Source organism: Pseudaquabacterium inlustre (genome assembly GCF_038066595.1).
Taxonomy (GTDB): domain Bacteria; phylum Pseudomonadota; class Gammaproteobacteria; order Burkholderiales; family Burkholderiaceae_C; genus Pseudaquabacterium; species Pseudaquabacterium inlustre.
The window spans coordinates 313,374-334,897 of sequence record NZ_JBBUTH010000008.1 but is presented as its reverse complement, the minus strand read 5'-3'; the positions used below and the strand labels follow the sequence as shown (position 1 = coordinate 334,897).

Here is a 21,524-nt window from a genome sequence, read left to right as displayed (position 1 = left end):
TGGCCGCCATGCCCCGCCCGTCCCAGCAACTCGACCAGGCCCTGCTGCGCAGCGGCCGTGCGCTGTACCCGCAGCTGGGCTGCGCCGGCCTGTCGCAGCGCCGCGTGGCCGAGCATGCGGGCGTGGCGCCGGGCATGTTCCATTACCACTTCGAGAGCAAGAACGCCTTCCTGCGCGCGGTGCTGCAGCAGCTGTACGAGGAGCTGTTCGCCGGCCTGAGCGCGCAGGCCGAGCTGCAGGGCCCGGTGCTGGCGCGGCTGCGCGGCACGCTGCTGGCGCTGGCGCAGTTCGTGCGCGCACAGCGGCCGCTGCTGGTGCGCCTGGCCACCGATGCGGCGGCCGGCGAGGCGGTGGCCACCGAGTTCGTGCGCGACAACATGCCGCGCCACCTCGGCCTGCTGCTGGGCCTGGTGGCCGAGGCCCAGCGCGAGGGCCGCTTCGCCGCCGGTCCGCCCCTGGGCACCGTGGCCTTTCTGATGGGGGCGGTGATGGCCCCGCTGATGGTGGCGCCCACGCTGGCCGCGCTGGCACCGGCGATGGCCGGGCTGGCGGGCGTGGCCACAGGCGCCTCACCCGACCCCGCCCCGGACCGCACAGCGGGCGCCGCGCCCGAAGCCCCTGTCGACGCCGCCGATCGCGTGGCCGCCGCCGTGGGCAGCGATGCCGCCATCGCCACCCGCATCGACCTGGCGCTGGCCGCGCTTCAAGGAGCCGCCCGATGAACGTGCACCCACCCGCCGCCCGCCCGGCGCACGCGCCGCGCCGCCGCCAAGCCCCGGCCGTGTTGATCCTGGCCGCGCTGGCTTCGGCCTGCCAGGCGCCGCCACCCGGCGGCTGGACCGGCTACGCCGAGGGCGACTACGTGCGCGTGGCCGCGCCACTGGGCGGCGCGCTGGTGGCGCTGCCGGTGCAGGCGGGCCAGACCGTGGCCGCCGGCGCGCCGCTGTTCACGCTGGAATCGCAATCGGAAGCCGCTGCGCGTGACGAGGCCGCCGCCCGTGCCGCCGCCAGCCTGGCCACCGCGCGCAACGCCGACAGCGGCCGCCGCGCCGACGAGATCGCCGTCACCCGCGCTCAGCTGGCCCAGGCCCGCTCCGCCGCCACGCTGGCGCGCAGCGAGCTGGCGCGCCAGCAGCAGCTGGTGACGCAGGGCTTCATCTCGCCAGCCAGGCTGGACGATGTGCAGGCCGCCGCCACGCAATCGGCCGCCCGCGTGGCCGAGCTGGAGGCCGCACTGAAGGTGGCCGAACTGCCCGGCCGCCCCGACGAGCGCGCCGCCGCCCGCGCCACCGCCCAGGCCGCCGAGCAGGTGCTGGCGCAAAGCCGCTGGCGGCTGGAACAGAAGACCCAGCGCGCACCCGACACCGCCGGCCCCGGCACCCAGGTGGCCGACACCTACTACCGCGTGGGTGAATGGGTGCCGGCCGGCGCGCCGGTGGTGTCGCTGCTGCCACCGGGCGCCATCAAGGCGCGCTTCTGGGTGGCCGAGGCCGAACTGGGCACGCTGCAGCCGGGCCAGGCCGTGCGCCTGCAGTGCGATGGCTGCGGTGCGCCGATCGCCGCGCGCATCACGCGCATCGCCACCCAGCCCGAGTACACGCCGCCGGTGATCTACTCCAACGCCCAGCGCGCCAAGCTGGTGTTCATGGTCGAGGCGCGGCCCGAGACGCCGGCCGATGCGCAGCGGCTCAAGCCCGGCCAGCCGCTGGACGTGCGGCGGGCGTCATGACCCAGGCCATTGAAGTCACCGGGCTGACCAAGCGCTTCGACGGCCGCACCGTCGTCGACGGCATCGACCTCACGGTGGGCCAGGGCCGCATCTGCGGCTTCCTGGGGCCCAACGGCAGCGGCAAGACCACCACCATCCGCATGCTGTGCGGCCTGCTCAAGCCCGATGCCGGCGAGGGCCGCTGCCTGGGCCACGACATCCGCCGCGAGGCCGCGCTGATCAAGCGCCAGGTGGGCTACATGACGCAGCGCTTCGGCCTGTACGACGACCTGTCGATCCGCGAGAACCTGGACTTCGTGGCACGCCTGTTCGAGCTGCCGGGCCGCCGCGCGGCGGTGGACGCCGCGCTCGACCGCCTGGGCCTGGCCAGCCGGCAGAAGCAGCTGGCCGGCTCGCTGTCGGGCGGCTGGAAGCAGCGTCTGGCGCTCACCGCCTGCCTGCTGCACGGCCCGCGCCTGCTGCTGCTCGATGAACCTACCGCCGGCGTCGACCCCAAGGCGCGGCGCGAGTTCTGGGACGAGATCCACCGCCTGGCGGCCGACGGCATCACGGTGCTGGTGTCCACGCACTACATGGACGAGGCCGAGCGCTGCCACGAGCTTTGCTACATCGCCTACGGGCAGCTGCTGGCCAAGGGCACAGCCGCCGAGGTGGTGGCCGAGGCCGGCGCCACCGACCTGGAAGACGCCTTCGTGCGCCTGGTGGACCGGGCGAAGGACAACTTCGCATGACACGGACCTTCTCGCTGCAGAGGTTGCTGGCCATCTTCATCAAGGAGTTCCAGCAGATGCTGCGCGACCGGCTGACCTTCGCGATGGCGGTGGGCGTGCCGGTGATGCAGCTGGTGCTGTTCGGCTACGCCATCAACACCGATCCCAAGGGCCTGCCCACGGTGCTGGTGATGGCCGAGGCCACGCCGCTGGGCCGCAGCCTGGCCAGCGCGCTGCAGACCAGCGGCTATTACCGGATCGTGCACGAGACCGCCAGCGAGGCCGAGGCCGCAGCGTGGGTCGAATCGGGCGAGGTGCAGTTCATGGTGGTGATTCCGCCGGGCTTCGAGCGCGCCATCGTGCGCGGCGAGAAGCCGGTGGTGCTGGTGAGCGTGGATGCCACCGACCCGGCAGCCTCGGGCAATGCGCTGGCGGCGCTGCCGCTGCTGGCCGGGCCGGCGTTGGCGCGCGACCTCAGCGGCCCGCTGGCCGCACGCGCCGGCGGCGAGGCGCCGTTCGAGTGGCGCGTGCACCGCCGCTACAACCCCGAAGGGCTCACGCGCTACAACATCGTGCCGGGCCTGGTGGGCACCATCCTGACGATGACCATGGTGATGCTGACCGGCCTGGCCATGACCCGCGAGCGCGAGCGCGGCACGATGGAGAACCTGCTGGCCACGCCGGTGCGGCCGCTGGAGGTGATGCTGGGCAAGATCCTGCCGTATGTGGTGATCGGCTACATCCAGCTGGGCGTGATCCTGGCCGCTGCGGCGCTGCTGTTCCAGGTGCCGATGGTGGGCAGCTTCGCGCTGCTGATGGGCGCCATCGGTGTGTTCATGCTGGCCAACCTGGGCGTGGGCTTCACCTTCAGCACGCTGGCGCGTAACCAGCTGCAGGCGCTGCAGATGACCTTCTTTTTCTTCCTGCCCTCGCTGCTGCTGTCGGGCTTCATGTTCCCGTTCCGCGGCATGCCGGTGTGGGCGCAGCATCTGGGCGAGGTGCTGCCGCTGACGCACTTCTTGCGCATCGTGCGCGGCATCCTGCTCAAGGGCAATGGCTGGGGCCAGGTGTGGCCCGAGCTGTGGCCGATGGGGCTGTTCCTGCTGGCCGCGGCGGCCGTGGCCCTGGCGCGTTATCGCCAGACGGTGGAGTGAGGCGCCAGGGGCGTGGCCTACCGCACCTTGCCCAGCAGCGTCTGCACGTCGTCGAGCACGGCCGTCAACTCGGCCTCGCGCTTGGCGTCGGGCGCCAGGCGGGTCTGCAGCTCCTGCTGCATGAAGCACACCGTCATGCGCACATAGGCGCTGTCGAGCGCCTTGCGCACCGCAGCCATCTGGCCGGCGATGTCCAGGCAGGGCTCGCCGCCCTCGATCATGCGCTGGATGCCGCGCAGCTGGCCTTCGGCCCGCTTCAGGCGGTTGAGCAGATCGGTGCGTGCGCTTTCGTCGGTGAACTTCGCCATGGTGCAGGCCTCCCGAGCCGGCAGGTGTTGTGCAGAGCGGCCCATTGTCGCCAACTCCGAAGGCCGGGCACGCCGGAGGCGATCAGCTGGCGCAAGCCGCCCGCGAGGCCGGCACGCCCAGCTTCTTCAGGATGATGGCCAGCGGGCAGAAGTTGGTGAAGCCGAACTGAAACAGGTTGGCACCGACGAAGGCCGTGAAGGCCAGCGCCCACTTGCTGACGAACAGCGGGCTGCCTTCGACGCCCAGCAGCAGCGAGATCATGATGAAGGTGCCGGCGATGACACGGATCCAGCGTTCGATGGTCATGGGATATCTCCTTGGGGAACGGTTGTGGAACAGGACGAGGGGGCGGAACAGGGGCGGTTCAACGGTCGGTCAGGCGCACGATGCCCAGGGCCTTGAGCACGTACTTTTCGTAGATGGGTTCGGAGTTGCCACTTTTCATCTTCGACAGGAAGTACTTCTCGAAGGCCACCTTGGCCAGGTGCACCCACTTGCCCTTCTTGAACCAGTTGACGTTGCGCGGCGGGATCTGTGGCAGCGCCACGAAGGCGGCCCCGGTATCGCCCATGTCGGCCAGGCAGATGGCGTTCCAGGTGCCCTGGGCGGTGGCGGGGCGGCCGGCCAGCTCGTCGGCGATGTTGTGCGCGATGGCGCTGACCATGGTCTCGATCATGTAGCCGGTCTTGGGCGCGCCGGTGGCCACCGGCGTGGCCTCCACCGGCGGAATCGCCACGCACACGCCCGCCGAGAAGATGTTGCGGAAGGCCTTGCTGCGCTGGTGCGCGTCGATCAGCACGAAGCCGCGCGGGTTGCACAGCCCCGGCACCGCAGCCACCGCATCCACGCCCTTGAAGGCCGGCAGCATCATGGCCAGCTTGAACGGCAGCTCGTGCTCCTTGTAGACGTTGCCCAGCGCGTCGACCTCGGTGGTGAACAGCTTGCCGGCCTCCACCTTGTGCGTGCGGGCGTTGCACACCCACTTGATGTCGTGGTTGCGCAGCTCGCTTTCCAGCATGCTCTTGCTGTCGCCCACGCCGCCCAGTCCCAGGTGGCCGATGTAGGGCTCGCTGGTCACGTAGGTCATCGGCACCTTGTGGCGCAGCTTGCGCTTGCGCAGGTCGGCGTCGACGATGAAGGCGAACTCGTAGGCCGGGCCGAAGCAGCTGGCGCCAGGCATCGCGCCGATGACGATGGGGCCAGGGTTCTTCAGGAATTCCTGGTACTCGGCCCAGAATTTTTCGGCATGGTCCACGGTGCACACCGAGTGGGTGTGCCCCCCATGCGGTCCGGCGCCCGGCACCTCGTCGAAGCTGAGCCTGGGGCCGGTGGTGATGACCAGGTAGTCGTAGTCCAGCGCCTGGCCATCGGCCAGCGTCACGCGGTTGGCCGGTGCGTCGATGGCCTGTACCGCCTGGGCCACGAAGGCGATGCCCTTCTTCTCCAGCAGCGGCGCGATGGGCAAGGTGATGTCCTCGCGCTCGCGCCAGCCCACGGCCACCCAGGGGTTGGACGGCGTGAACTGGAAGTAGGCCTGTGCGCCGACCACGGTGATGCGGTGCTCGCGCGGCAGCAGTTCGCGCAGCTCATACGCCGCCGGCATGCCGCCGATGCCGGCGCCGATGATGACGATGTGGGCCATGCTGTCTGTCTCCTCATGCCGCCGGCGTCGTGGCTCAGGCGGTCTCGTGGTGGCGCCGGTACACGGCGTAATACAGCACCGGGATGACCACCAGCGTGAGCAGCGTGGACACCAGGATGCCGAAGATCAGCGAGACGGCCAGGCCGTTGAAGATCGGGTCGTCGAGGATGAACAGCGCGCCGATCATCGCAGCCAGCGCCGTCAGCGCGATGGGCTGCGCCCGCACCGCGGCCGAGCGCACCACCGCGTCGGCAAAGCCCAGGCCTTGGGCCACCTGCAGCCGGGTGAAGTCGACCAGCAGGATGCTGTTGCGCACGATGATGCCGGCCAGCGCGATCATGCCGATCATGCTGGTGGCGGTGAACTGCGCGCCCAGCAGCGCATGGCCGGGCATCACGCCGATCATCGTCAACGGGATCGGCGCCATGATCACCAGCGGCGTCACGTAGCTTCTGAACTGCGCGACCACCAGCAGGTAGATCAGGATCAGGCCCACAGCGTAGGCGGCGCCCATGTCGCGGAAGGTCTCGTAGGTGACCTGCCACTCGCCGTCCCACTTCAGCGCGTAGGCGCGGTAGGGGTCGGCGGGCTGGGCGATCCAGTACTCCTGCAGGCCCAGCTTGTCGAGATGGCTGCGGATGGCGGCCAGGCCGTACAGCGGTGAATCGGGCAACGTGGGGGCCAGCTTCGCATCGCGCCTGCCCACATCGGCCAGCACATAGCTCACGCCCTGCAGGTCCTTGGTGAACAGCGGCTTGTCGATCACGCCGCGCTCCACGCGCACCAACTCCGACAACGGCACCTGCTGGCCGTTGGCGGCCAGCAGCGGCAGGGCCAGCAGCGCGTCCAGCCCCACCTGCGCGTCACGCGGCAGCTGCAGGCGCACGGGCACCGGGTACTTGCTGCCATCGTGCAGCCAGGCGGCATCGGTGCCCGACAGCGCGGCCTGCACCGTCTGCGCGATCTGCGCCACCGGGATGCCCAGGCTCTCGGCGTGCTGGCGCTGCACGCGCAGGAAGGCGCGCGGCGCGTCCTCCTTCAGCGTGGTGTCGATGCCCACCACGTCGGGTGTGGCAGCGAAGGCCTTGGCCACCTCGGCGGCCACGCGCTGGCGGCCGGCCTCGTCGGGGCCGTAGACCTCGGCCACCAGCGGGCTGAGCACCGGCGGGCCGGGCGGCACCTCCACCAGCTTCAGCCGCGCGCCGTGTGCCTGGGCGATGGCGATCAGCGCCGGCTGCAGGCGCTGGGCGATGGCATGGCTCTGCTCCTTGCGGTGGTGCTTGTCCACCAGGTTCACCTGCAGGTCGCCCTGCTCGGCATCGGCGCGCAGGTAGTACTGGCGCACCAGGCCATTGAAGGTGATCGGGCTGGCGGTGCCGGCATAGCCCTGCAGGTCGCGCACCTCGGGCTGCGTGGCCAGGTGGGCGGCCAGGGTCTGCAGCGTGGCGGCCGTGTCTTCCAGCGGCGTGCCGGCCGGCATCTCGACGACAAGCTGGAACTCGCTCTTGTTGTCGAAGGGCAGCATCTTCAGCACCACCCCAATGGCCCAGGTCGGCACCACGGCCAGCCCCACCGACAGCAGCAAGGCCGCGACGATGCCACCCAGCAGCAGCCAGCGCTTGCGCGCACTGGCCAGCAGCGGGCGCAGCAGGCGCTCGAAGCCGCGCTCCAGCTTGCCCGCCAGGCCGCCGTGGCCGGCAGTCGCGCCGTCGCCGTGAGGGGCCACCGGCTTCATCAGCTTCAGCGCCAGCCAGGGTGTCACGGTGAAGGCGATGGCCAGCGACAGCGCCATGCCCAGGCTGCTGTTGATCGGGATCGGGCTCATGTACGGGCCCATCAGGCCCGACACGAAGGCCATCGGCAGCAGCGCGGCGATCACCGTCAGCGTGGCCAGGATGGTGGGGCCGCCCACTTCGTCCACCGCCGCCGGGATGATCTCGCGCAGCGGCCTGGCCGGATCGAGCTGCTGATGGCGGTGGATGTTCTCCACCACCACGATGGCGTCGTCGACCAGGATGCCGATCGAGAAGATCAGCGCGAACAGGCTCACGCGGTTGAGCGTGAAGCCCCAGGCCCAGCTGGCGAACAGCGTGGCGGTGAGCGTCAGGATCACCGCGGCGCCGACGATGATGGCCTCGCGCCGGCCCAGCGCCAGGCCCACCAGCAGGATGACGGAGGCCGTGGCGAAGCCCAGCTTCTGGATCAGCTTGTTGGCCTTCTCGGCGGCGGTTTCGCCGTAGTCGCGGGTGATGGTGGCCTCGATGCCCTCGGGCAGCACCGTGTTGCGCAGCTGCTCCACCCGGGCGCGCGCGCCGGCGGCCACGTCCACCGCGTTCTGGCCGGGCTTCTTGGTGACCGTGAGCGTGACGGCCGGGTGCACGGCGCCCACCGGGGCGCTGGCGGCGCTGGCGCCGGCGGCAGCCTGGCCCGCGCCGGGCGTGAACCACACATAGCGCTGCGGCTGCGCGGCGCCGTCGCGCACCGTGGCCACCTCGCGCAGGTACACCGGGCGGCCGGCGTGGCTGCCGACGATCAGGCCCGCCACCTCGTCGGCCGAGGCCAGGAACTCGCCGGTCTGCACGGTCAGCGTGCCGGCGGCACCGCGCTGCGCCACGGCGCCGGCGGGCATGCCCACGTTGGCGGCGGCCAGCATGGCCTTGAGCTTCAGCAGGTCGACGCCGCGCTCGCGCAGCCGGGTCGGGTCCAGCGCCACCTCCACCACGCGGCCGGGGCCGCCGAGGGTCTGCACCTCGCGCGCGCCGGGCACGCGCTTCAGTTCGGCCTCCAGCGTGTGGGCCACGCGCTCCAGCGCCAGCGCGCTGCCGTCCTGCGGCGCCCACAGCGTCACGGCCAGCACCGGCACGTCGTCGATGCCCTTGGGCTTGACGATGGGCGCCAGCGTGCCCAGGCCCGCCGGCAGCCAGTCCTGGTTGGCATTGAGCACGTCATACAGCCGCACCAGCGCCTCGGTGCGCGGCACGCCCACCTTGAACTGCACGGTCAGCACCGCCATGCCGGGGCGCGACACCGAGAAGGTGTGCTCGATGCCGGCGATCTGGCCCAGCACCTGTTCGGCCGGGCGCGCCACCATGGCCTGCACGTCGGCGCTGCTGGCCCCCGGGAAGGGGATCAGCACATTGGCCATCGTGACGTTGATCTGCGGCTCTTCCTCGCGCGGCGTCACCAGCACGGCAAACAGGCCCAGCAGCAGCGCCACCAGGGCCAGCAGCGGGGTCAGGGCATTGGCCTGGAAGGCGGCGGCCAGGCGGCCAGCCACGCCCAGGGGGGCGGGCACCGGGATGGGGGTCGGGGTATCGGGCATGGCCTGCGGGTCTCGGGCGTCGGGGTGCGGGCTCACGGATTCAGGGGGTCGGGGTGGCTGGCGTGGCCGGCGTGGCATCGGCCAGGCCGGCGCGCACGGCGTCGGCGGCCAGGCGCTCGCCGGGCTTCACGCCGGCCAGAATCTCGATGCCATCAGCCCCGCGGCTGGCGCCGGTGCGCACCGCGCGCAGCACGAAGCGCGGGCCCTGGGCCACGTAGACGGCGGTGAGTTCGCCGCGGCGCAGCACCGCGGCGGCGGGTACCATCAGCGGCGCGTCGGCGGCCGGGGCGGGCGCCACCCCGGCCGCGCCCTGGAAGTGCACGCGCAGTTGCTGGCCCGGCAGCAGCGGTTGACCGGCGCCCGCCTTGGCGGCCAGCTCGGCCGGCAGGTCGAGGCGCCATTCCACGGTCTGCGACACAGCGTCGGCGCCTGGCAGCAGGTTGCGCGCCACCGGCGTGACGCGCTGGCCGTCGGCCAGTTCCACCTGCACCTGTTGCGCACCACGGGCTGCGGCGGCCAGCGAGGCCGGCACCTGCACCACGGCGCGCAGCGCGCCGGGGGCGTAGACGGTGGCGATGGCGCGGCCCGGCGTGGCCAGGTCGCCGGCTTCCACATGGGTGGCCAGCACCACGGCGTCGTAGGGCGCGGCCACGGTGGTGAAGCCGCGCGCCAGGCTGGCCTGGGCGCGGCCGGCCTGGGCTTGCGCCACGCCGGCCTGGGCGCCCTTCAGCGTGGTTTCGGCCTGGTCCAGCGCAGCCTGGCTGACGAAGCCCTGGCCGCGCAGCTCGCGCGCACGCTCGGCGGCCAGCTTGGCGTTGCGCCACTCGGCCTCGGCCTGCGCCACGCCGGCCTCGCTGCGCAGCACGCCGGCCTGCAGCTCGCGCTCGTCCACACGCGCCACCGGCTGGCCGGCCTTCACGCGGTCGCCCGCCTTGACCAGCAGGGCCACCACGTTGCCACCCACCTGGGCGGCCAGCGTGGCCTGGCGCACCGGCTGCAGCACGCCGTCCAGCGACTGCGCACCGGCCGCGGCGGCGCCGCGTGTGACCACGGTGGGCACCGGCGTGGCGGCCTGTGCCAGGCCGGCGGCGGCCAGCGCGGCGATCGACAAGGCGGCGGCCGTCAGGCCGGCGGCGAAGGAATGGCGGTGCTTGATACCCATGTGGGTATCTTAGACCATACCCCCTCCGGGTATCAAGACCGGGTTGCCGGGTGGGACTTCAGCGGCTGGCGGCGGCCGCTGCCCGGGCCGCCGCGCGGGCGGCCTCGTGCCGTCGGGGCAGGTCCAGGATCCATTCGGCGGGGATCGCGAAGTTCAGGTTCTGGCTGTCGCCGCCGAAGATGCCCAGCGTGGTCAGACCCAGCAGCTCGCCCTGCTCGTTGAACAGCGCGCCGCCCGACGAGCCGCCGGAGATCGCGGCCGAGGTCTGCAGCAGCACCAGCTGGCCGGCGTCGTTGCGGCGGATCGACGACACCAGGCCGGCGGCCAGCGTCAGGTCCAGGCCCTTGGGATGGCCCACGGTGTAGGCCGCCTGGCCCACGGTGGCCTGGTCGGCACGGCCCAGGCGCACGGCCGGCGCGGTGAGGCCGGGCACCGACAGCTGGCACAGGTCGCGCTGCACGTCCCAGCGCGCCAGGCGCGCCGGCAGCGGTTGCGGCAGGCCGTCGCGGCGGATCTGCACGCGCTGCGCCTTGGCCAGCACATGGCAGTTGGTCACCAGTTCGGCAAAGCCGGTCACCACGCCGCTGCCCTGGCCCAGTGGCAGGCCGTCGCGGTCGAAGGTCTGCACCCGCCACACGCTGGGCGCCACCTGGGCGAACAGCTCGGCGGGCGTCAGCGCCCGGGCGGGCCCGGCGATGGCGGCCATGGCCAGCGCGGTCAGAGCGGCCAGAGCGGCCAGTGCTGTGGTGGGGGCCAGGCGGCGGCTCATGGCGTGATCAGCCCGCGCAGGTCGTCGGTGGTGGCGCGCGGGTTCAGCACCGCCTCGCCGTTCACCTGGCCACCGCGGATCGGCGAGACGGCCTGGCTGCGCGCGGCCTGCGCCTGGCCCAGCGGCACGCAGGCCTGGGTGGACGTGCTGCGCAGCAGCAGGTCGGGCGGTGCCTGCGGGCGCTCGGGCTGGGTGGTGTCGAACAGCTGGGCCGGGCAGCCGTCGGCCACGGTCATGCCCTGCACCAGATACAGGCGGTCGGCGCGCGGCACGAAGCTCCAGCGCACGCTGCAGGCGCTTTGCCCGGTGCGGTGCACCACGAACTCCAGCGTCACGCGCTGGCCGGCCCGCAGCCGCGCGGCGGGCGCCGGCTGGCGCGGGCTGCCCTGGGTCAGCAGCTGCGGCTGCTGGCACTGCGCCTCGTCGGCCAGCACGCGCAGCGAGAAGCGGTCGTTGGCCGGCACCGCGGCGCGCATCGACACCCGCGCCCAGGGCTGGCCCGGCGCGGGCGGCGGGTGGTCGGGCAGCGGCAGCTCGGGCACCGCGGCGCAGCCGGTCAGCAGCAGCACCGCCAGGGCCACGGTGGCCGACGGCAGGGGCGCAGCGGAACGCGAGGGGGCAGGCTGGGGCATGGGCCGGCACGGCCGCGGGCGGCGCGCGCTGTAGGGTGGCGGGGCAGGGGAAAGCCAGGGTGGATGCGGCTGCCAGTGTAGGCGGCACCACCGTAGACTGGCCCGATGACCGAACTCGTCACCGCCGACGGCCTGCGCCTGCATCTTGCCCCGGGTGTGCCAGCCACCGCGCCGCTGCGCGGCCAGGTGCTGCTGGTGCATGGCCTGGGCGAGCACAGCGGCCGTTACGCCCATGTGGCGCGGCATCTTGCGGCTGCCGGCTTCGGCGTGGCGGCCTACGACCACCGCGGCCATGGCGCCAGTGAGGGACCGCGCGGTGTGATCCCGGCCGCAGACAGCCTGCTGGCCGACCTGGGCGCCGTGCTGGCGCAGGTGCGCGCGCAACACCCCGGCCTGCCGCTGGTGCTGCTGGGCCACAGCCTGGGCGGCCTGGTGGTGGGGCGCTATGTGGCCGAGGGCCTGGCCGCGCAGCCGGCGCCGTGGTGGCAGGCGGTCGACGGGCTGGTGATGTCCTCGCCAGCGCTGGACCTGGGCATGAATGCGGCCCAGAAGGCCCTGCTGGCGGTGCTGGGGCCGATCGCCCCGAACCTGGCCGTGGCCAACGGCCTGAAGCCCGAGTGGGTCTGTCGCGATCCGGCCGTGGTGCGCGCCTACGTGGCCGACCCGCGGGTGCACGACCGCATCGCGCCGCGTCTGGTGCGCTTCATGCTGGACGCCGGCGCCCTGGTGCGCGCACGCGCCGCGCAATGGCGCACGCCCACCTGCCTGCTGTATGCGGGTGCCGACCGCTGCGTGGCACCGCGCGGCAGCGCGGCCTTTGCCGCCGCCGCGCCGGCCGCCTGCGTGCAGACCACCGCCTACCCCGGCCTGGCGCACGAGATCTTCAACGAGTCCGAGCAGGCCCGCGTGCTGGCCGACCTGACGGCCTGGCTGCAGGCGCGCTTTGCGCCGGTGTCGGCGCCGGCACAGCCGCGGGCCGCGGCCTAAACTGCCGGTTCGGCCGCCCACCCGCGGCCCATTCACCCGCCGGGGCCGCACGATGGCCCCGCCCATCCGCGCCAGGAGTGCCCATGAACGCCCGTGATCCGCTGCAACCGCTGCAACCCGACGAAGCCGCCGCGCTGGGCGCCTTTGCCGATCGCCGCTGGGACGAAGCCCTGCTGCCCGCGCTGACCGACTACATCGCCGTGCCGGCCAAGAGCCCGATGTTCGACACCGACTGGCAGAAGAACGGGCTGATCGAGCGCGTGGTGCGCGACGCCGCGCAGTGGGTGGAGGCGCGCAAGGTGCCGGGCCTGACGCTGGAGGTCATCCGCCTGGAAGGCCGCACGCCGGTGATCTTCTTCGAGATCGAATCCACCAAGGCCGGCAGCACCGACACCGTGGTGATGTACGGCCACCTCGACAAGCAGCCCGAGTTCAACGGCTGGCGCAACGGCCTGGGCCCGTGGACGCCCAAGTACGTGGACGGCCTGCTCTACGGCCGCGGCGGCGCCGACGATGGCTATGCCATCTATGCCGCCGTCACCGCGGTGGAGGCCTTGAAGGCCCAGAACCTGCCGCACCCGCGCATCGTCGGCCTGATCGAGACCTGCGAGGAAAGCGGCAGCCACGACCTGCCGCCCTACCTGGACCTGCTGCGCACCCGCCTGGGCGACGTGAGCCTGGTGGTGTGCCTGGATTCGGGCGCCGGCAACTACGACCAGCTGTGGCTGACCACCAGCCTGCGCGGCATGGTGTCGGGCGTGCTGAAGGTGGAAATCCTGACCGAGGGCGTGCACTCGGGCGATGCCAGCGGCGTGGTGCCGTCCAGCTTCCGCATCCTGCGCCATGTGCTGGATCGGCTGGAGGATTCGGGCACCGGCCGGCTGCTGCCCGAGGCCTTCCACTGCCACATCCCGGCCAGCCGCGTGGCGCAGGCCGAGGCCGCGGCGGCCACGCTGGGCGATGCGGTGTTCAAGTCCTACCCCTGGGCCTGCGGTGCCGAGGGCGCGCCCACGCTGCCGATGACGCAAGACCCGGTGGAGGCGCTGCTGAACCGCACCTGGCGGCCCACGCTCAGCGTCACCGGCGTCGAGGGCTTTCCGGAGCTCAAGAGCGCCGGCAATGTGCTGCGGCCCTACACCGCGTTCAAGCTCAGCCTGCGCCTGCCGCCGCTGGTGAACGGCCACGAGGCCAGCCTGAAGTTGAAGACGCTGCTGGAAGACAACGCGCCCTACCAGGCCAAGGTGACCTTCCAGCCCGACGGCCGGGCCGGCGAGCTGGGCGCCACCGGCTGGGACGCCCCGGAACTCTCACCCTGGCTGGAGCGTGCGCTCAACGAGGCCAGCCTGGCGCACTACGGCGCGCCGGTGGGCTACATCGGCCAGGGCGGCACGATCCCGCTGATGAACATGCTGCAGCAGGGCTTCCCGAAGGCGCAGATGATGGTCTGCGGCGTGCTGGGCCCGAAGAGCAATGCCCACGGGCCCAACGAGTTCCTGCATGTGCCCTACGCCAAGCGGCTCACGGCCGCCGTGGCGCAGGTGATCGCCGGCATGCCCTGAGGCCCGCAGGGCCTCCAGGGCATCGGCTCACTGACCGGCCGCAGCGGCCTTGGCGCGCGGCGCCACGGCGTGGGCTTCGGCCAGGCCTTCGCCGGCGCTGGCCAGCTGGCCGGCACGGGCGGCGGCCACGGTGCTGCGCTTGACTTCGGCGCGGGCCAGGGCGGTCGGGGCCGGGGCGGCGGCGGGCACGGTGCTCAGCTCGCCGGCGGCGGCCAGGGTGTGGGCGCGCTGCGCGGCCTCGACCTGGGCGGTCACCTGGGCGCGGGTCAGCGTGCTGCGCACCGGCTGGGTGCGCTGGATGACTTCACCTTCGCCAGCGGGGTACCACTCGCCGGCCGGGGCGGCCTGGCAGGTGGCGGCGCCGAGCAGGGCGACGGCGGCGGTGGCGACGGTGAGCAGGGTGGAACGAACGGTCATGATGGGCTCCTGAGTCAGCAGGGTGGCAAATGCAACGGGCCGGCCTCGTGATCGGGTGGCTCTGGTGCGTCGATGACCGTGACTCTAGGTAATTACCCGAAACTCAAACAGCCGCAGCGGGCGAATGCACCATTCCAATTGATGGAATGATCTAGGTCTTGAAAATTCGTTTGAACTAAAACACAGATGTAATGCGGCCGTCATCTGGCTGCAATGTGGGCCAACAAGAGGCAAGGCGATGGATCAGCTGCGTGCGATGCGCGTGTTCGTGCGGGTGGCCGATGAGGGCGGTTTCGCGGCCGCGGCGCGGGCCCTGGACCTGACGCCGCCGGTGGTCACGCGCCTGGTGGCCGAGTTGGAGGAGCAACTGGGCGCCCGGCTGATGCAGCGCACCACCCGCCGCCTGACCCTCACCGACGTGGGCACCGAGTACCTGGAGCGCGCGCGCCAGATCCTGGCCGACGTGGACGAGGCCGCCGCCGCCGCCGGCCGCGACACGCGCGAGCCGCGCGGCCACCTGCGCGTGCTGCTGCCGCCGGCGCTGGCCGTGCACCAGCTGGCCAAGCTGCTGCCGGCCTTCCATGCCCGCCATCCGCAGGTGACGGTGGAGCTGCACTCGCCCGGCCCGGTGGAAACGGTGGACGAAGGCTTCGACCTCACGCTGCTGGCCACGCGCCTGCCGCTGCAGGGCGACTTCGTGGCCCGGCGCCTGGCGCGCACCGAGGTCATCCTGTGCGCCGCACCGGAGTACCTGGCCCGGCACGGCCGGCCCGATCACCCCACCGGCCTGGCCCGGCACGACACGCTGCTGCCGCCGATCAGCGAACTGCAGCAGGGCATCGCCTTCCAGCGCCAGCGGCCCGGTGATGCGGGTGCCGGCGGCGGGCTCGAAACCATCACCGTGGTGCCGCGCCGCCCGCTGCTGACCACGCACCACACCGACACCATGTACGCCGGCGCGCTGCACGGCCTGGGCGTGGCCGGTCTGCCGTCGTTCGTCATCGAGGACGCGCTGCTCGAAGGCGCGCTGGAACGCGTGCTGCCCGCCTGGCGCCTGTTCTCGCTGACGATCTGGGCCGCGCTGCCCTCGCGCAAGCACCTGCCGGCGCGCACGCGGGTGTTCCTCGACTTCCTGCTGCAGGCCTTCGGCGGCGAGGACCGCGATCCGTGGCTCGCGGCGGCGGGGTGCGAGACGGGCGGCTGCTAGCCCCGCCGCGCCAACCACCGGTCAGCGCAGCGAGAAGCCCGTGGTCGTCAGCGGTCCGCTCATCGGCTCGATCAGCCGCACCAGCGGCGCCAGCTCGCGGTAGCGCACGGCCACCTTGGTGGCATAGGCGAAGAAGCGCGGCAGGTCGGCGCTGTAGGCCGGCTTGCCGTCGCGGTGCTTCAGGCGGCAGAAGATGCCCAGCACCTTCAGGTGGCGCTGCAGGCCCATCCACTCGATGGCGCGCCAGCATTCGCCGAAGTCTTCGGCCAGCGCGGTCTCGCCCAGCAGGCCGGCGCCGCGGGCGCCCTGCCACCAGCGCACGGCCCAGTCGATCTCGCGCTCTTCTTCCCAGCTGACGAAGGCGTCGCGCAGCAGCGAGGCGATGTCGTAGGTGACCGGCCCGCGCACGGCGTCCTGGAAGTCCAGGATGCCGGGGTTGGGCGTGCTCACCATCAGGTTGCGCGGCATCCAGTCGCGGTGCACGGCCACCTGCGGCTGGGCCAGCGCGCTGGCCACCAGGCGGTCGCACAGCGTGTCCCAGGTGGCCTGTTGCTGCGGCGTCCAGGTGATGCCGAATTCCCGGGCCACGCACCAGTCGGGAAACAGCGCCAGCTCGCGGCGCAGCAGCGCGTCGTCGTACTCGGGCAGGCCGGTGGCGTCCACCTTCTGCTGCCACTGCAGCAGCGCGGCGATGGCGTCGCGCATCAGCGGCTCGGCGCGCTCGCTGGGGCCCTTGCCGTCGGCGGTCTGCACCGCGCGCAGGTACAGCTCGCTGCCCAGGTCGGTCAGCAGCAGGAAGCCGTGCGTGGCATCGGCGTCCAGCACCACCGGGCCGTGCAGGCCGGCACGCTGGATGCGCCCGGCGATGTCGACGAAGGGGCGCACGTCCTCCTGGGGCGGCGGCGCGTCCATCACGATGCAGCTGCGGCCGCCGGCGCCCTGCACGCGCAGGTAGCGGCGGAAGCTGGCATCGGCCGAGGCCGGCGCCAGCGTGGCGGCATCCAGGCCCTCGCGCGCGGCCAGCGGCGTGAACCAGCGCCAGAAGGCGGCCTCGCGCGCGGTGTCGGTCCAGGGGATCGCGGAGGTGGCGGCGGGCGCAGCGGCGGAACTCATCGTGGCGGGCAGGGTGCGGCAGACACCCTCATGGATAATCCGCCGATTCTACGAAGCCCACCCTGCCGGGCCGGGTGCCGGCCTCGCCGGTCAGCCCGTTTTCCCGCCCTGTCTTCCGCCCCGTGCCCCGGGTGCGCCCGCGTCCACCGCCCGTGCCCCCAGCCGTCCGCCCCCGTCAACGCCGCCACCCCCGCATCGCGCCCGTGATGCTGCCGCTGGCCTGGGCCGCCGCCCTGGCGCCCTGGCTGGTGCAGCCGGTGGCTGCCCAGACGGCGCCCGGCGCCCCTTCCGTGCCAGCCCCGGCACCGGTCGCCGACGCCCCGCCCGCGCTGAAATCCAGCCCGCGCCTGACCGATCCGCCCGAGGGCGAGGCCGCGCAGCAGCGCCCGGTGCTGTTGCAGGCCGACAAGCTGACCGTGCGCCCCGACATCGACGCCGTGGCCGAGGGGGCGGTGGAGTTCCGCCGCGCCGGCACCGCCATCCGCGCCGACCGGCTGAGCTACGACAGCGCCAGCGACACCGCCACCGCGCGCGGCCGGGTCGAGATCCAGCGCCCCGGCGTGCGCTACCGCGGCAGCGAACTGCAGCTGCAGGTGCAGCGCTTCGAGGGCTTCTTCCAGCAGCCCGAGTTCGAGCTGTTCGAGCTGGGCTCGGGCGGCAAGGCCGAGCGCATCGACTTCCTCGACAGCGCGCGCAGCCGCCTGCAGAAGGCGGTCTACACCAGCTGCCCGCGCGACGACGGCCAGGGCCCCGACTGGCTGCTGCGCACCGACCGCGTGCGCCTGGACCTGGCGGCCAACGAGGGCGTGGCCGAGGGCGCGGTGCTCGAGTTCCTGGGCCTGCCGCTGCTGGCGCTGCCCAAGGTGAGCTTCCCGCTCAGCGATGCGCGCAAGAGCGGCTGGCTACCGCCCACCATCGTGCCGCTGGACAGCCGCAACGGCACCACGGTGTCGGTGCCTTACTACTGGAACATCGCCCCCAACCGCGACGCCACGCTGACGCCCACCGTGCTGACGCGCCGCGGCCTGGCGCTGGGCAGCGAGTTCCGCTACCTCGAGCCGGCGCACAGCGGCCAGCTCAAGCTGCACCTGCTGCCCTACGACCGCGACACCGGCACCTCGCGCCATGCGCTGCAGCTCGATCAGCAGGGCCAGGTGCCGGTGCTGGCCGGCCTGGGCGGGAGCGGCCTGCGCTACAGCCTGAAGGCCTACCAGGTATCGGACGACGCCTACTGGAAGGACTTCAGCCAGACCGTGCCCACCACCTCGCCGCGGCTGCTGCCGCGCGATGCGCGTGCCGAGCAGGACCTGGCCACGCCCTGGGGCGCGGTGACCGCCTATGCGCGCGTGCAGCACTGGCAGGTGCTGCAGACCGGCAGCGGCGACGACTTGATCGTGGCGCCCTACCGCCGCAGTCCGCAACTGGGGCTGCGCGCGGCGCCGCTGCTGCCGCTGGGCCTGCGCGCGGCGCTGGAGACCGAGCTCAACCACTTCGACCGGCCCGACGGCAGCGCCTCGGCCACGTTGCCCACCGGCTGGCGCTGGCATGCGCTGGGCAGCCTGTCGCGGCCCTTCGGCAACGCCGGCTGGTGGCTGACGCCCAAGCTGTCGCTCAATGCCGCGAGCTACCGCATCGACCAGGCCGACGCCGCGCTGCGCCGCCACACCCGCGTGATCCCCACCACCAGCCTGGACGCCGGCATGGTGTTCGAGCGCGACAGCCGCTGGTTCGGCCGCGCGCTGCGCCAGACGCTGGAGCCGCGCCTGCTGTACGTGCGCACGCCCTACCGCGACCAGTCTCAGCTGCCGCTGTTCGACACCGCCGAGCGCGACTTCAACACCGTGTCGATCTATGCCGAGAACGCCTTCTCGGGCATCGACCGCGTGCAGGACGCGCACCAGGTCACCGCCGGCGTCACCAGCCGCATGGTCGACGCGGCCACCGGGGGCGAGCTGCTGCGCCTGGGCATGGCCCAGCGCATCCGCCTGCGCGAGCAGCGCGTGGTGGTCTCGGGCGAGCCGCAGTCGCAGCGTTTCTCCGACGTGCTGTTCGACGCCTCGACGCCGGTGTTCAACCCCTGGCGGCTGGACGCGGCGCTGCAGTACAACCCCGACAGCTCGCGCGTCGTGCGCTCGATCCTGGGCGCGCGCTACACGCCGGCGCCGTTCCACACGGTGAGCATGGGCTACCGCCTGGCGCGCGGCCTGTCCGAGCAGGCCGAGTTGGGCTGGCAGTGGCCGATCTACCGCGGCACCAGCCGGCCGGTGGGCGCCTCGGGCGGCTGCGGCGGCACCGTCTATGGCGTGGGCCGGCTGAACTACAGCATGAAGGACAGCCGGCTGACCGACTCCATCGTCGGCGTCGAGTACGACAGCGCCTGCTGGATCGGCCGCCTGGTCTTCACCCGCCTGTCCACCGGCCGGGCCGAGGCGCACACGCAGATCTCGGTGCAGCTCGAGCTCTCGGGCCTGTCGCGCATCGGGGCAAACCCGCTGCAGGTGTTGAAGGACAATATCCCCGGTTACCGGCTGCTGCGTGATACGCCGGGCCAGCCGTTCTCCCGCTTCGATCCATGACCCACATCCCCTGCACCGGCCTTCGCGCTGGCCCCACCGTCCGCCGTGCCGCGGCGCGCGTCCAGCGTCGCGCCGGCTCCGGCGGGGCGCTTCTGTGCGCCCTGGCGCTGGCGGGCTGCCTGGCCGCGCCCACTGCGATGGCCCAGGCCGCCGCGGCGGCCACCGCGCCGCGCGCCGCCGTGAAGCTGGGGAGCGCCGAGCGCAACAGCCGCAACGGCGACTTCATCGTCGCGGTGGTCAACACCGAGCTGGTCACCTCGGTCGAGGTGGGGTTGCGCCTGGACCGCGCCCAGGCCGAGTTGCGCCGCCAGGGCGGCCAGCTGCCGTCCGAGGAGTCGCTGCGCCAGCAGGCCGTCGAGGCGCTGATCGACGAGCGCGTGCAGATCACCTACGCCCGCGACTCGGGCTCCAAGGTCGACGATGCCGAGCTCGATCGCGCCGTGACCAACGTGGCCGCGCAGAACCAGATCACCGTGCCCCAGCTGCGCGAGCGGCTGAAGGCCGAAGGCATGGACTGGGCGCGCTTTCGCAACAACCTGCGCGACCAGTTGCTGGTCGAGCGCGTGCGCGAACGCGAGGTGCTCAACCGCATCCGCATCACCGACGGCGACATCGACAAGCTGCTCGACGAGCAGCGCGCCCGCCTGGCCGGCGAGGTGCAGCTGAACCTGGCGCAGATCCTGGTGAAGCTGCCCGAGGGCGCCAGCGAGTCGGTGGTGGCCAGCAAGCAGGCCATCGCCAAGGCCGCGCTCGAGCGCGTGCAGCGCGGCGAGTCCTTCGCCCAGGTGGCGCGCGAGCTCAGCGAGGACAACAACCGCGAGACCGGCGGCGAACTGGGCCTGCGCCCGGCGGCACGCCTGCCCGACCTGTTCATCGAGGCCGTCAAGGAGCTCGAGATCGGCAAGGTCACGCCGCAGCCGGTGCGCAGCGCCGCGGGCTTCCACGTGCTGAAGGTGGTCGACCGCCAGCAGCCCGACTTCTACCAGGTGACGCAGACCCACGCCCGCCACATCCTGCTGCGCGTGGGCGATGCCACGCAGCAGCCGGCCGTGCTGCGCCGCATGGAAGAGCTGCGCCGCCAGATCGAGAGCGGCGCCCGCAAGTTCGAGGACGTGGCGCGCGAGGTGTCGGAAGACGGCAGCGCGCCCAACGGCGGCGACCTGGGCTGGGCTGCGCCCGGACAGTTCGTGCCCGAGTTCGAGGACGCGATGAACAAGCTGGCCCCCGGCGCGCTGTCGGCCCCGGTGGTCTCGCGCTTCGGCGTGCACCTGCTGCGCGTGGACGAGCGCCGCAACGTTTCGCTCGAGCCCAAGGAGGTGCGCGAGCAGGCCCGCAACCAGTTGCGCGAGGCCAAGTTCGAGCAGGCCTACACCGACTGGGTGAAGGAGCTGCGGCTGCGCGCCTACATCGAGATGCGCGAGCCGCCGCTGTGAGCGGTCACGTTGCGCGCAAGCGCTTCGGCCAGCACTTCCTGGTCGACACGGCCCTCATCGACGCCATCGTGCGCCAGATCGATCCGCGGCCGGGCGAGCCGCTGGTCGAGATCGGCCCTGGCCTGGGCGCACTGACCCAGCCGCTGCTGGAGCGCTGCGGCGCGCTCACCGTCATCGAGCTCGACCGCGACCTGGCCGCGCGCTGGCGCAAGCGCGAGGGTGTCACGGTCATCGAGTCCGATGTGCTGAAGGTCGACTTCGCCGCGCTGGCCGATGCCGCCGGCAAGCCGCTTCGCGTGGTGGGCAACCTGCCGTACAACATCTCCACGCCCATCCTGTTCCATCTGCTGGAGGTGGCTGACCGCGTGCGCGACCAGCACTTCATGCTGCAGAAGGAAGTCGTCGACCGCATGGCCGCGGGCCCGGGCGGCAAGGACTACGGCCGCCTGTCGGTGATGCTGCAGTGGCGCTATGCCATCGAGGCCACGCTGGACGTGCCGCCCGAGGCCTTCGACCCGCCGCCGCGGGTGGACTCGGCCATCGTGCGCATGCGGCCGCTGGCCACGCCGCCGGCGCTCGACCCCGCCAGGCTGGGCGCGCTGGTCACCGCGGCCTTCTCGCAGCGCCGCAAGCTGCTGCGCCACAGCCTGGGCCGCTGGCTCGCCGAGCAGGGCTTCGCCGGCAGCTTCGACCTGCAGCGCCGTGCCGAGGAAGTGCCGGTGGCCGAGTACGTGGCCCTGGCCCAGGCCGTGGGCAGCGCGCCGGCCGCACCGGGCGCGTGAACCGGCCCCTGGGGCCCGAAA

The 21,524-nt window shown here is 72.7% G+C and carries 18 protein-coding genes and 1 pseudogene; 10 read left to right on the top strand and 9 right to left on the bottom strand.

Annotated features, from left to right (window positions below; all coding sequences use genetic code 11):
- Positions 1–8 precede the first annotated feature (8 nt).
- From AACH10_RS16000 to AACH10_RS15985, 4 genes and pseudogenes are all read left to right on the top strand, one after another.
- A complete protein-coding gene (locus tag AACH10_RS16000) occupies positions 9–722 on the top strand; it encodes a TetR/AcrR family transcriptional regulator (protein ID WP_341411452.1) in 714 nt (237 codons plus the stop codon).
- Positions 719–1,729 (top strand): HlyD family secretion protein, encoded by a 1,011-nt coding sequence (locus AACH10_RS15995; protein ID WP_341411451.1) that lies wholly within the window; start codon positions 719–721, stop codon positions 1,727–1,729. The genes AACH10_RS16000 and AACH10_RS15995 overlap by 4 nt, the downstream gene beginning before the upstream one ends.
- A pseudogene (locus tag AACH10_RS15990) lies at positions 1,726–2,388 on the top strand (ABC transporter ATP-binding protein); the annotation flags it as partial. The gene AACH10_RS15995 and the pseudogene AACH10_RS15990, both read left to right, overlap by 4 nt.
- Before the next feature lie 68 nt (positions 2,389–2,456).
- Positions 2,457–3,593 (top strand): ABC transporter permease, encoded by a 1,137-nt coding sequence (locus AACH10_RS15985; protein WP_341411448.1) that lies wholly within the window; start codon positions 2,457–2,459, stop codon positions 3,591–3,593.
- Between the two features lie 17 nt (positions 3,594–3,610).
- On the opposite strand, the gene AACH10_RS15980 is transcribed toward AACH10_RS15985, so the two are convergent.
- The 7 genes from AACH10_RS15980 to AACH10_RS15950 all read right to left on the bottom strand — a co-directional run bounded on the left by AACH10_RS15980 (position 3,611) and on the right by AACH10_RS15950 (position 11,429).
- The gene (locus AACH10_RS15980) at positions 3,611–3,901 is read right to left on the bottom strand and encodes a metal-sensing transcriptional repressor (protein WP_341411447.1); all 291 of its coding nucleotides are present in this window, start codon (positions 3,899–3,901) and stop codon (positions 3,611–3,613) included.
- Positions 3,902–3,983: 82 nt separating this feature from the next.
- Positions 3,984–4,208, bottom strand: a complete 225-nt coding sequence (locus AACH10_RS15975; protein ID WP_341411446.1) for a YgaP family membrane protein — start codon at positions 4,206–4,208, stop codon at positions 3,984–3,986.
- Positions 4,209–4,266: 58 nt separating this feature from the next.
- Positions 4,267–5,544 carry an NAD(P)/FAD-dependent oxidoreductase gene (locus AACH10_RS15970; RefSeq protein WP_341411445.1) on the bottom strand — a complete coding sequence of 426 codons (1,278 nt, stop codon included), beginning with the start codon at positions 5,542–5,544 and terminating at the stop codon, positions 4,267–4,269.
- 34 nt (positions 5,545–5,578) lie between these two features.
- A complete protein-coding gene (locus AACH10_RS15965) occupies positions 5,579–8,866 on the bottom strand; it encodes an efflux RND transporter permease subunit (RefSeq protein WP_341411757.1) in 3,288 nt (1,095 codons plus the stop codon).
- A 40-nt stretch (positions 8,867–8,906) separates the two neighbouring features.
- Entirely contained in the window at positions 8,907–10,028 is a 1,122-nt protein-coding gene (locus tag AACH10_RS15960; protein ID WP_341411444.1) for an efflux RND transporter periplasmic adaptor subunit, read from the bottom strand.
- 58 nt (positions 10,029–10,086) lie between these two features.
- Complete coding sequence (locus AACH10_RS15955; protein WP_341411443.1) at positions 10,087–10,797, bottom strand: S1C family serine protease; 711 nt, start codon at positions 10,795–10,797, stop codon at positions 10,087–10,089.
- Complete coding sequence (locus tag AACH10_RS15950; protein WP_341411442.1) at positions 10,794–11,429, bottom strand: hypothetical protein; 636 nt, start codon at positions 11,427–11,429, stop codon at positions 10,794–10,796. The genes AACH10_RS15955 and AACH10_RS15950 overlap by 4 nt, the downstream gene beginning before the upstream one ends.
- 105 nt (positions 11,430–11,534) lie before the next feature.
- On the opposite strand from AACH10_RS15950, the gene AACH10_RS15945 reads away from it, so the two are divergent.
- On the top strand, positions 11,535–12,416 hold the full coding sequence (locus tag AACH10_RS15945) for an alpha/beta hydrolase (RefSeq protein WP_341411441.1): 882 nt from the start codon (positions 11,535–11,537) through the stop codon (positions 12,414–12,416).
- A gap of 83 nt (positions 12,417–12,499) precedes the next feature.
- A complete protein-coding gene (locus tag AACH10_RS15940) occupies positions 12,500–13,975 on the top strand; it encodes a M20 family metallopeptidase (protein ID WP_341411440.1) in 1,476 nt (491 codons plus the stop codon).
- A gap of 27 nt (positions 13,976–14,002) precedes the next feature.
- Here the strand turns inward: AACH10_RS15940 and AACH10_RS15935 are convergent, their stop codons facing one another.
- The gene (locus tag AACH10_RS15935; RefSeq protein WP_341411439.1) at positions 14,003–14,392 is read right to left on the bottom strand and encodes a hypothetical protein; all 390 of its coding nucleotides are present in this window, start codon (positions 14,390–14,392) and stop codon (positions 14,003–14,005) included.
- Between the two features lie 238 nt (positions 14,393–14,630).
- On the opposite strand from AACH10_RS15935, the gene AACH10_RS15930 reads away from it, so the two are divergent.
- Complete coding sequence (locus AACH10_RS15930; RefSeq protein WP_341411438.1) at positions 14,631–15,599, top strand: LysR family transcriptional regulator; 969 nt, start codon at positions 14,631–14,633, stop codon at positions 15,597–15,599.
- A gap of 21 nt (positions 15,600–15,620) precedes the next feature.
- On the opposite strand, the gene AACH10_RS15925 is transcribed toward AACH10_RS15930, so the two are convergent.
- Positions 15,621–16,712 (bottom strand): aminoglycoside phosphotransferase family protein, encoded by a 1,092-nt coding sequence (locus AACH10_RS15925; RefSeq protein WP_341411437.1) that lies wholly within the window; start codon positions 16,710–16,712, stop codon positions 15,621–15,623.
- 206 nt (positions 16,713–16,918) lie between these two features.
- On the opposite strand from AACH10_RS15925, the gene AACH10_RS15920 reads away from it, so the two are divergent.
- Genes AACH10_RS15920 through rsmA form a run of 3 tightly spaced genes read left to right on the top strand, consistent with a single transcriptional unit; the run spans position 16,919 to position 21,503 of the window.
- Entirely contained in the window at positions 16,919–19,288 is a 2,370-nt protein-coding gene (locus tag AACH10_RS15920; protein WP_341411756.1) for an LPS-assembly protein LptD, read from the top strand.
- A complete protein-coding gene (locus AACH10_RS15915) occupies positions 19,285–20,721 on the top strand; it encodes a peptidylprolyl isomerase (RefSeq protein ID WP_341411436.1) in 1,437 nt (478 codons plus the stop codon). Before AACH10_RS15920 ends, AACH10_RS15915 begins: the two co-directional genes overlap by 4 nt.
- Positions 20,718–21,503 carry a 16S rRNA (adenine(1518)-N(6)/adenine(1519)-N(6))-dimethyltransferase RsmA gene (rsmA, locus tag AACH10_RS15910; RefSeq protein WP_341411435.1) on the top strand — a complete coding sequence of 262 codons (786 nt, stop codon included), beginning with the start codon at positions 20,718–20,720 and terminating at the stop codon, positions 21,501–21,503. Before AACH10_RS15915 ends, rsmA begins: the two co-directional genes overlap by 4 nt.
- Positions 21,504–21,524: the final 21 nt, after the last annotated feature.

Coding starts and splice junctions, on each gene's coding strand:
- AACH10_RS16000 (WP_341411452.1), top strand. CDS start 9: ATGCCCCGCCCGTCCCAGCAACTCGACCAGGCCCTGCTGCGCAGCGGC.
- AACH10_RS15995 (WP_341411451.1), top strand. CDS start 719: ATGAACGTGCACCCACCCGCCGCCCGCCCGGCGCACGCGCCGCGCCGC.
- AACH10_RS15985 (WP_341411448.1), top strand. CDS start 2,457: ATGACACGGACCTTCTCGCTGCAGAGGTTGCTGGCCATCTTCATCAAG.
- AACH10_RS15980 (WP_341411447.1), bottom strand. CDS start 3,901: ATGGCGAAGTTCACCGACGAAAGCGCACGCACCGATCTGCTCAACCGC.
- AACH10_RS15975 (WP_341411446.1), bottom strand. CDS start 4,208: ATGACCATCGAACGCTGGATCCGTGTCATCGCCGGCACCTTCATCATG.
- AACH10_RS15970 (WP_341411445.1), bottom strand. CDS start 5,544: ATGGCCCACATCGTCATCATCGGCGCCGGCATCGGCGGCATGCCGGCG.
- AACH10_RS15965 (WP_341411757.1), bottom strand. CDS start 8,866: ATGCCCGATACCCCGACCCCCATCCCGGTGCCCGCCCCCCTGGGCGTG.
- AACH10_RS15960 (WP_341411444.1), bottom strand. CDS start 10,028: ATGGGTATCAAGCACCGCCATTCCTTCGCCGCCGGCCTGACGGCCGCC.
- AACH10_RS15955 (WP_341411443.1), bottom strand. CDS start 10,797: ATGAGCCGCCGCCTGGCCCCCACCACAGCACTGGCCGCTCTGGCCGCT.
- AACH10_RS15950 (WP_341411442.1), bottom strand. CDS start 11,429: ATGCCCCAGCCTGCCCCCTCGCGTTCCGCTGCGCCCCTGCCGTCGGCC.
- AACH10_RS15945 (WP_341411441.1), top strand. CDS start 11,535: ATGACCGAACTCGTCACCGCCGACGGCCTGCGCCTGCATCTTGCCCCG.
- AACH10_RS15940 (WP_341411440.1), top strand. CDS start 12,500: ATGAACGCCCGTGATCCGCTGCAACCGCTGCAACCCGACGAAGCCGCC.
- AACH10_RS15935 (WP_341411439.1), bottom strand. CDS start 14,392: ATGACCGTTCGTTCCACCCTGCTCACCGTCGCCACCGCCGCCGTCGCC.
- AACH10_RS15930 (WP_341411438.1), top strand. CDS start 14,631: ATGGATCAGCTGCGTGCGATGCGCGTGTTCGTGCGGGTGGCCGATGAG.
- AACH10_RS15925 (WP_341411437.1), bottom strand. CDS start 16,712: ATGAGTTCCGCCGCTGCGCCCGCCGCCACCTCCGCGATCCCCTGGACC.
- AACH10_RS15920 (WP_341411756.1), top strand. CDS start 16,919: ATGCTGCCGCTGGCCTGGGCCGCCGCCCTGGCGCCCTGGCTGGTGCAG.
- AACH10_RS15915 (WP_341411436.1), top strand. CDS start 19,285: ATGACCCACATCCCCTGCACCGGCCTTCGCGCTGGCCCCACCGTCCGC.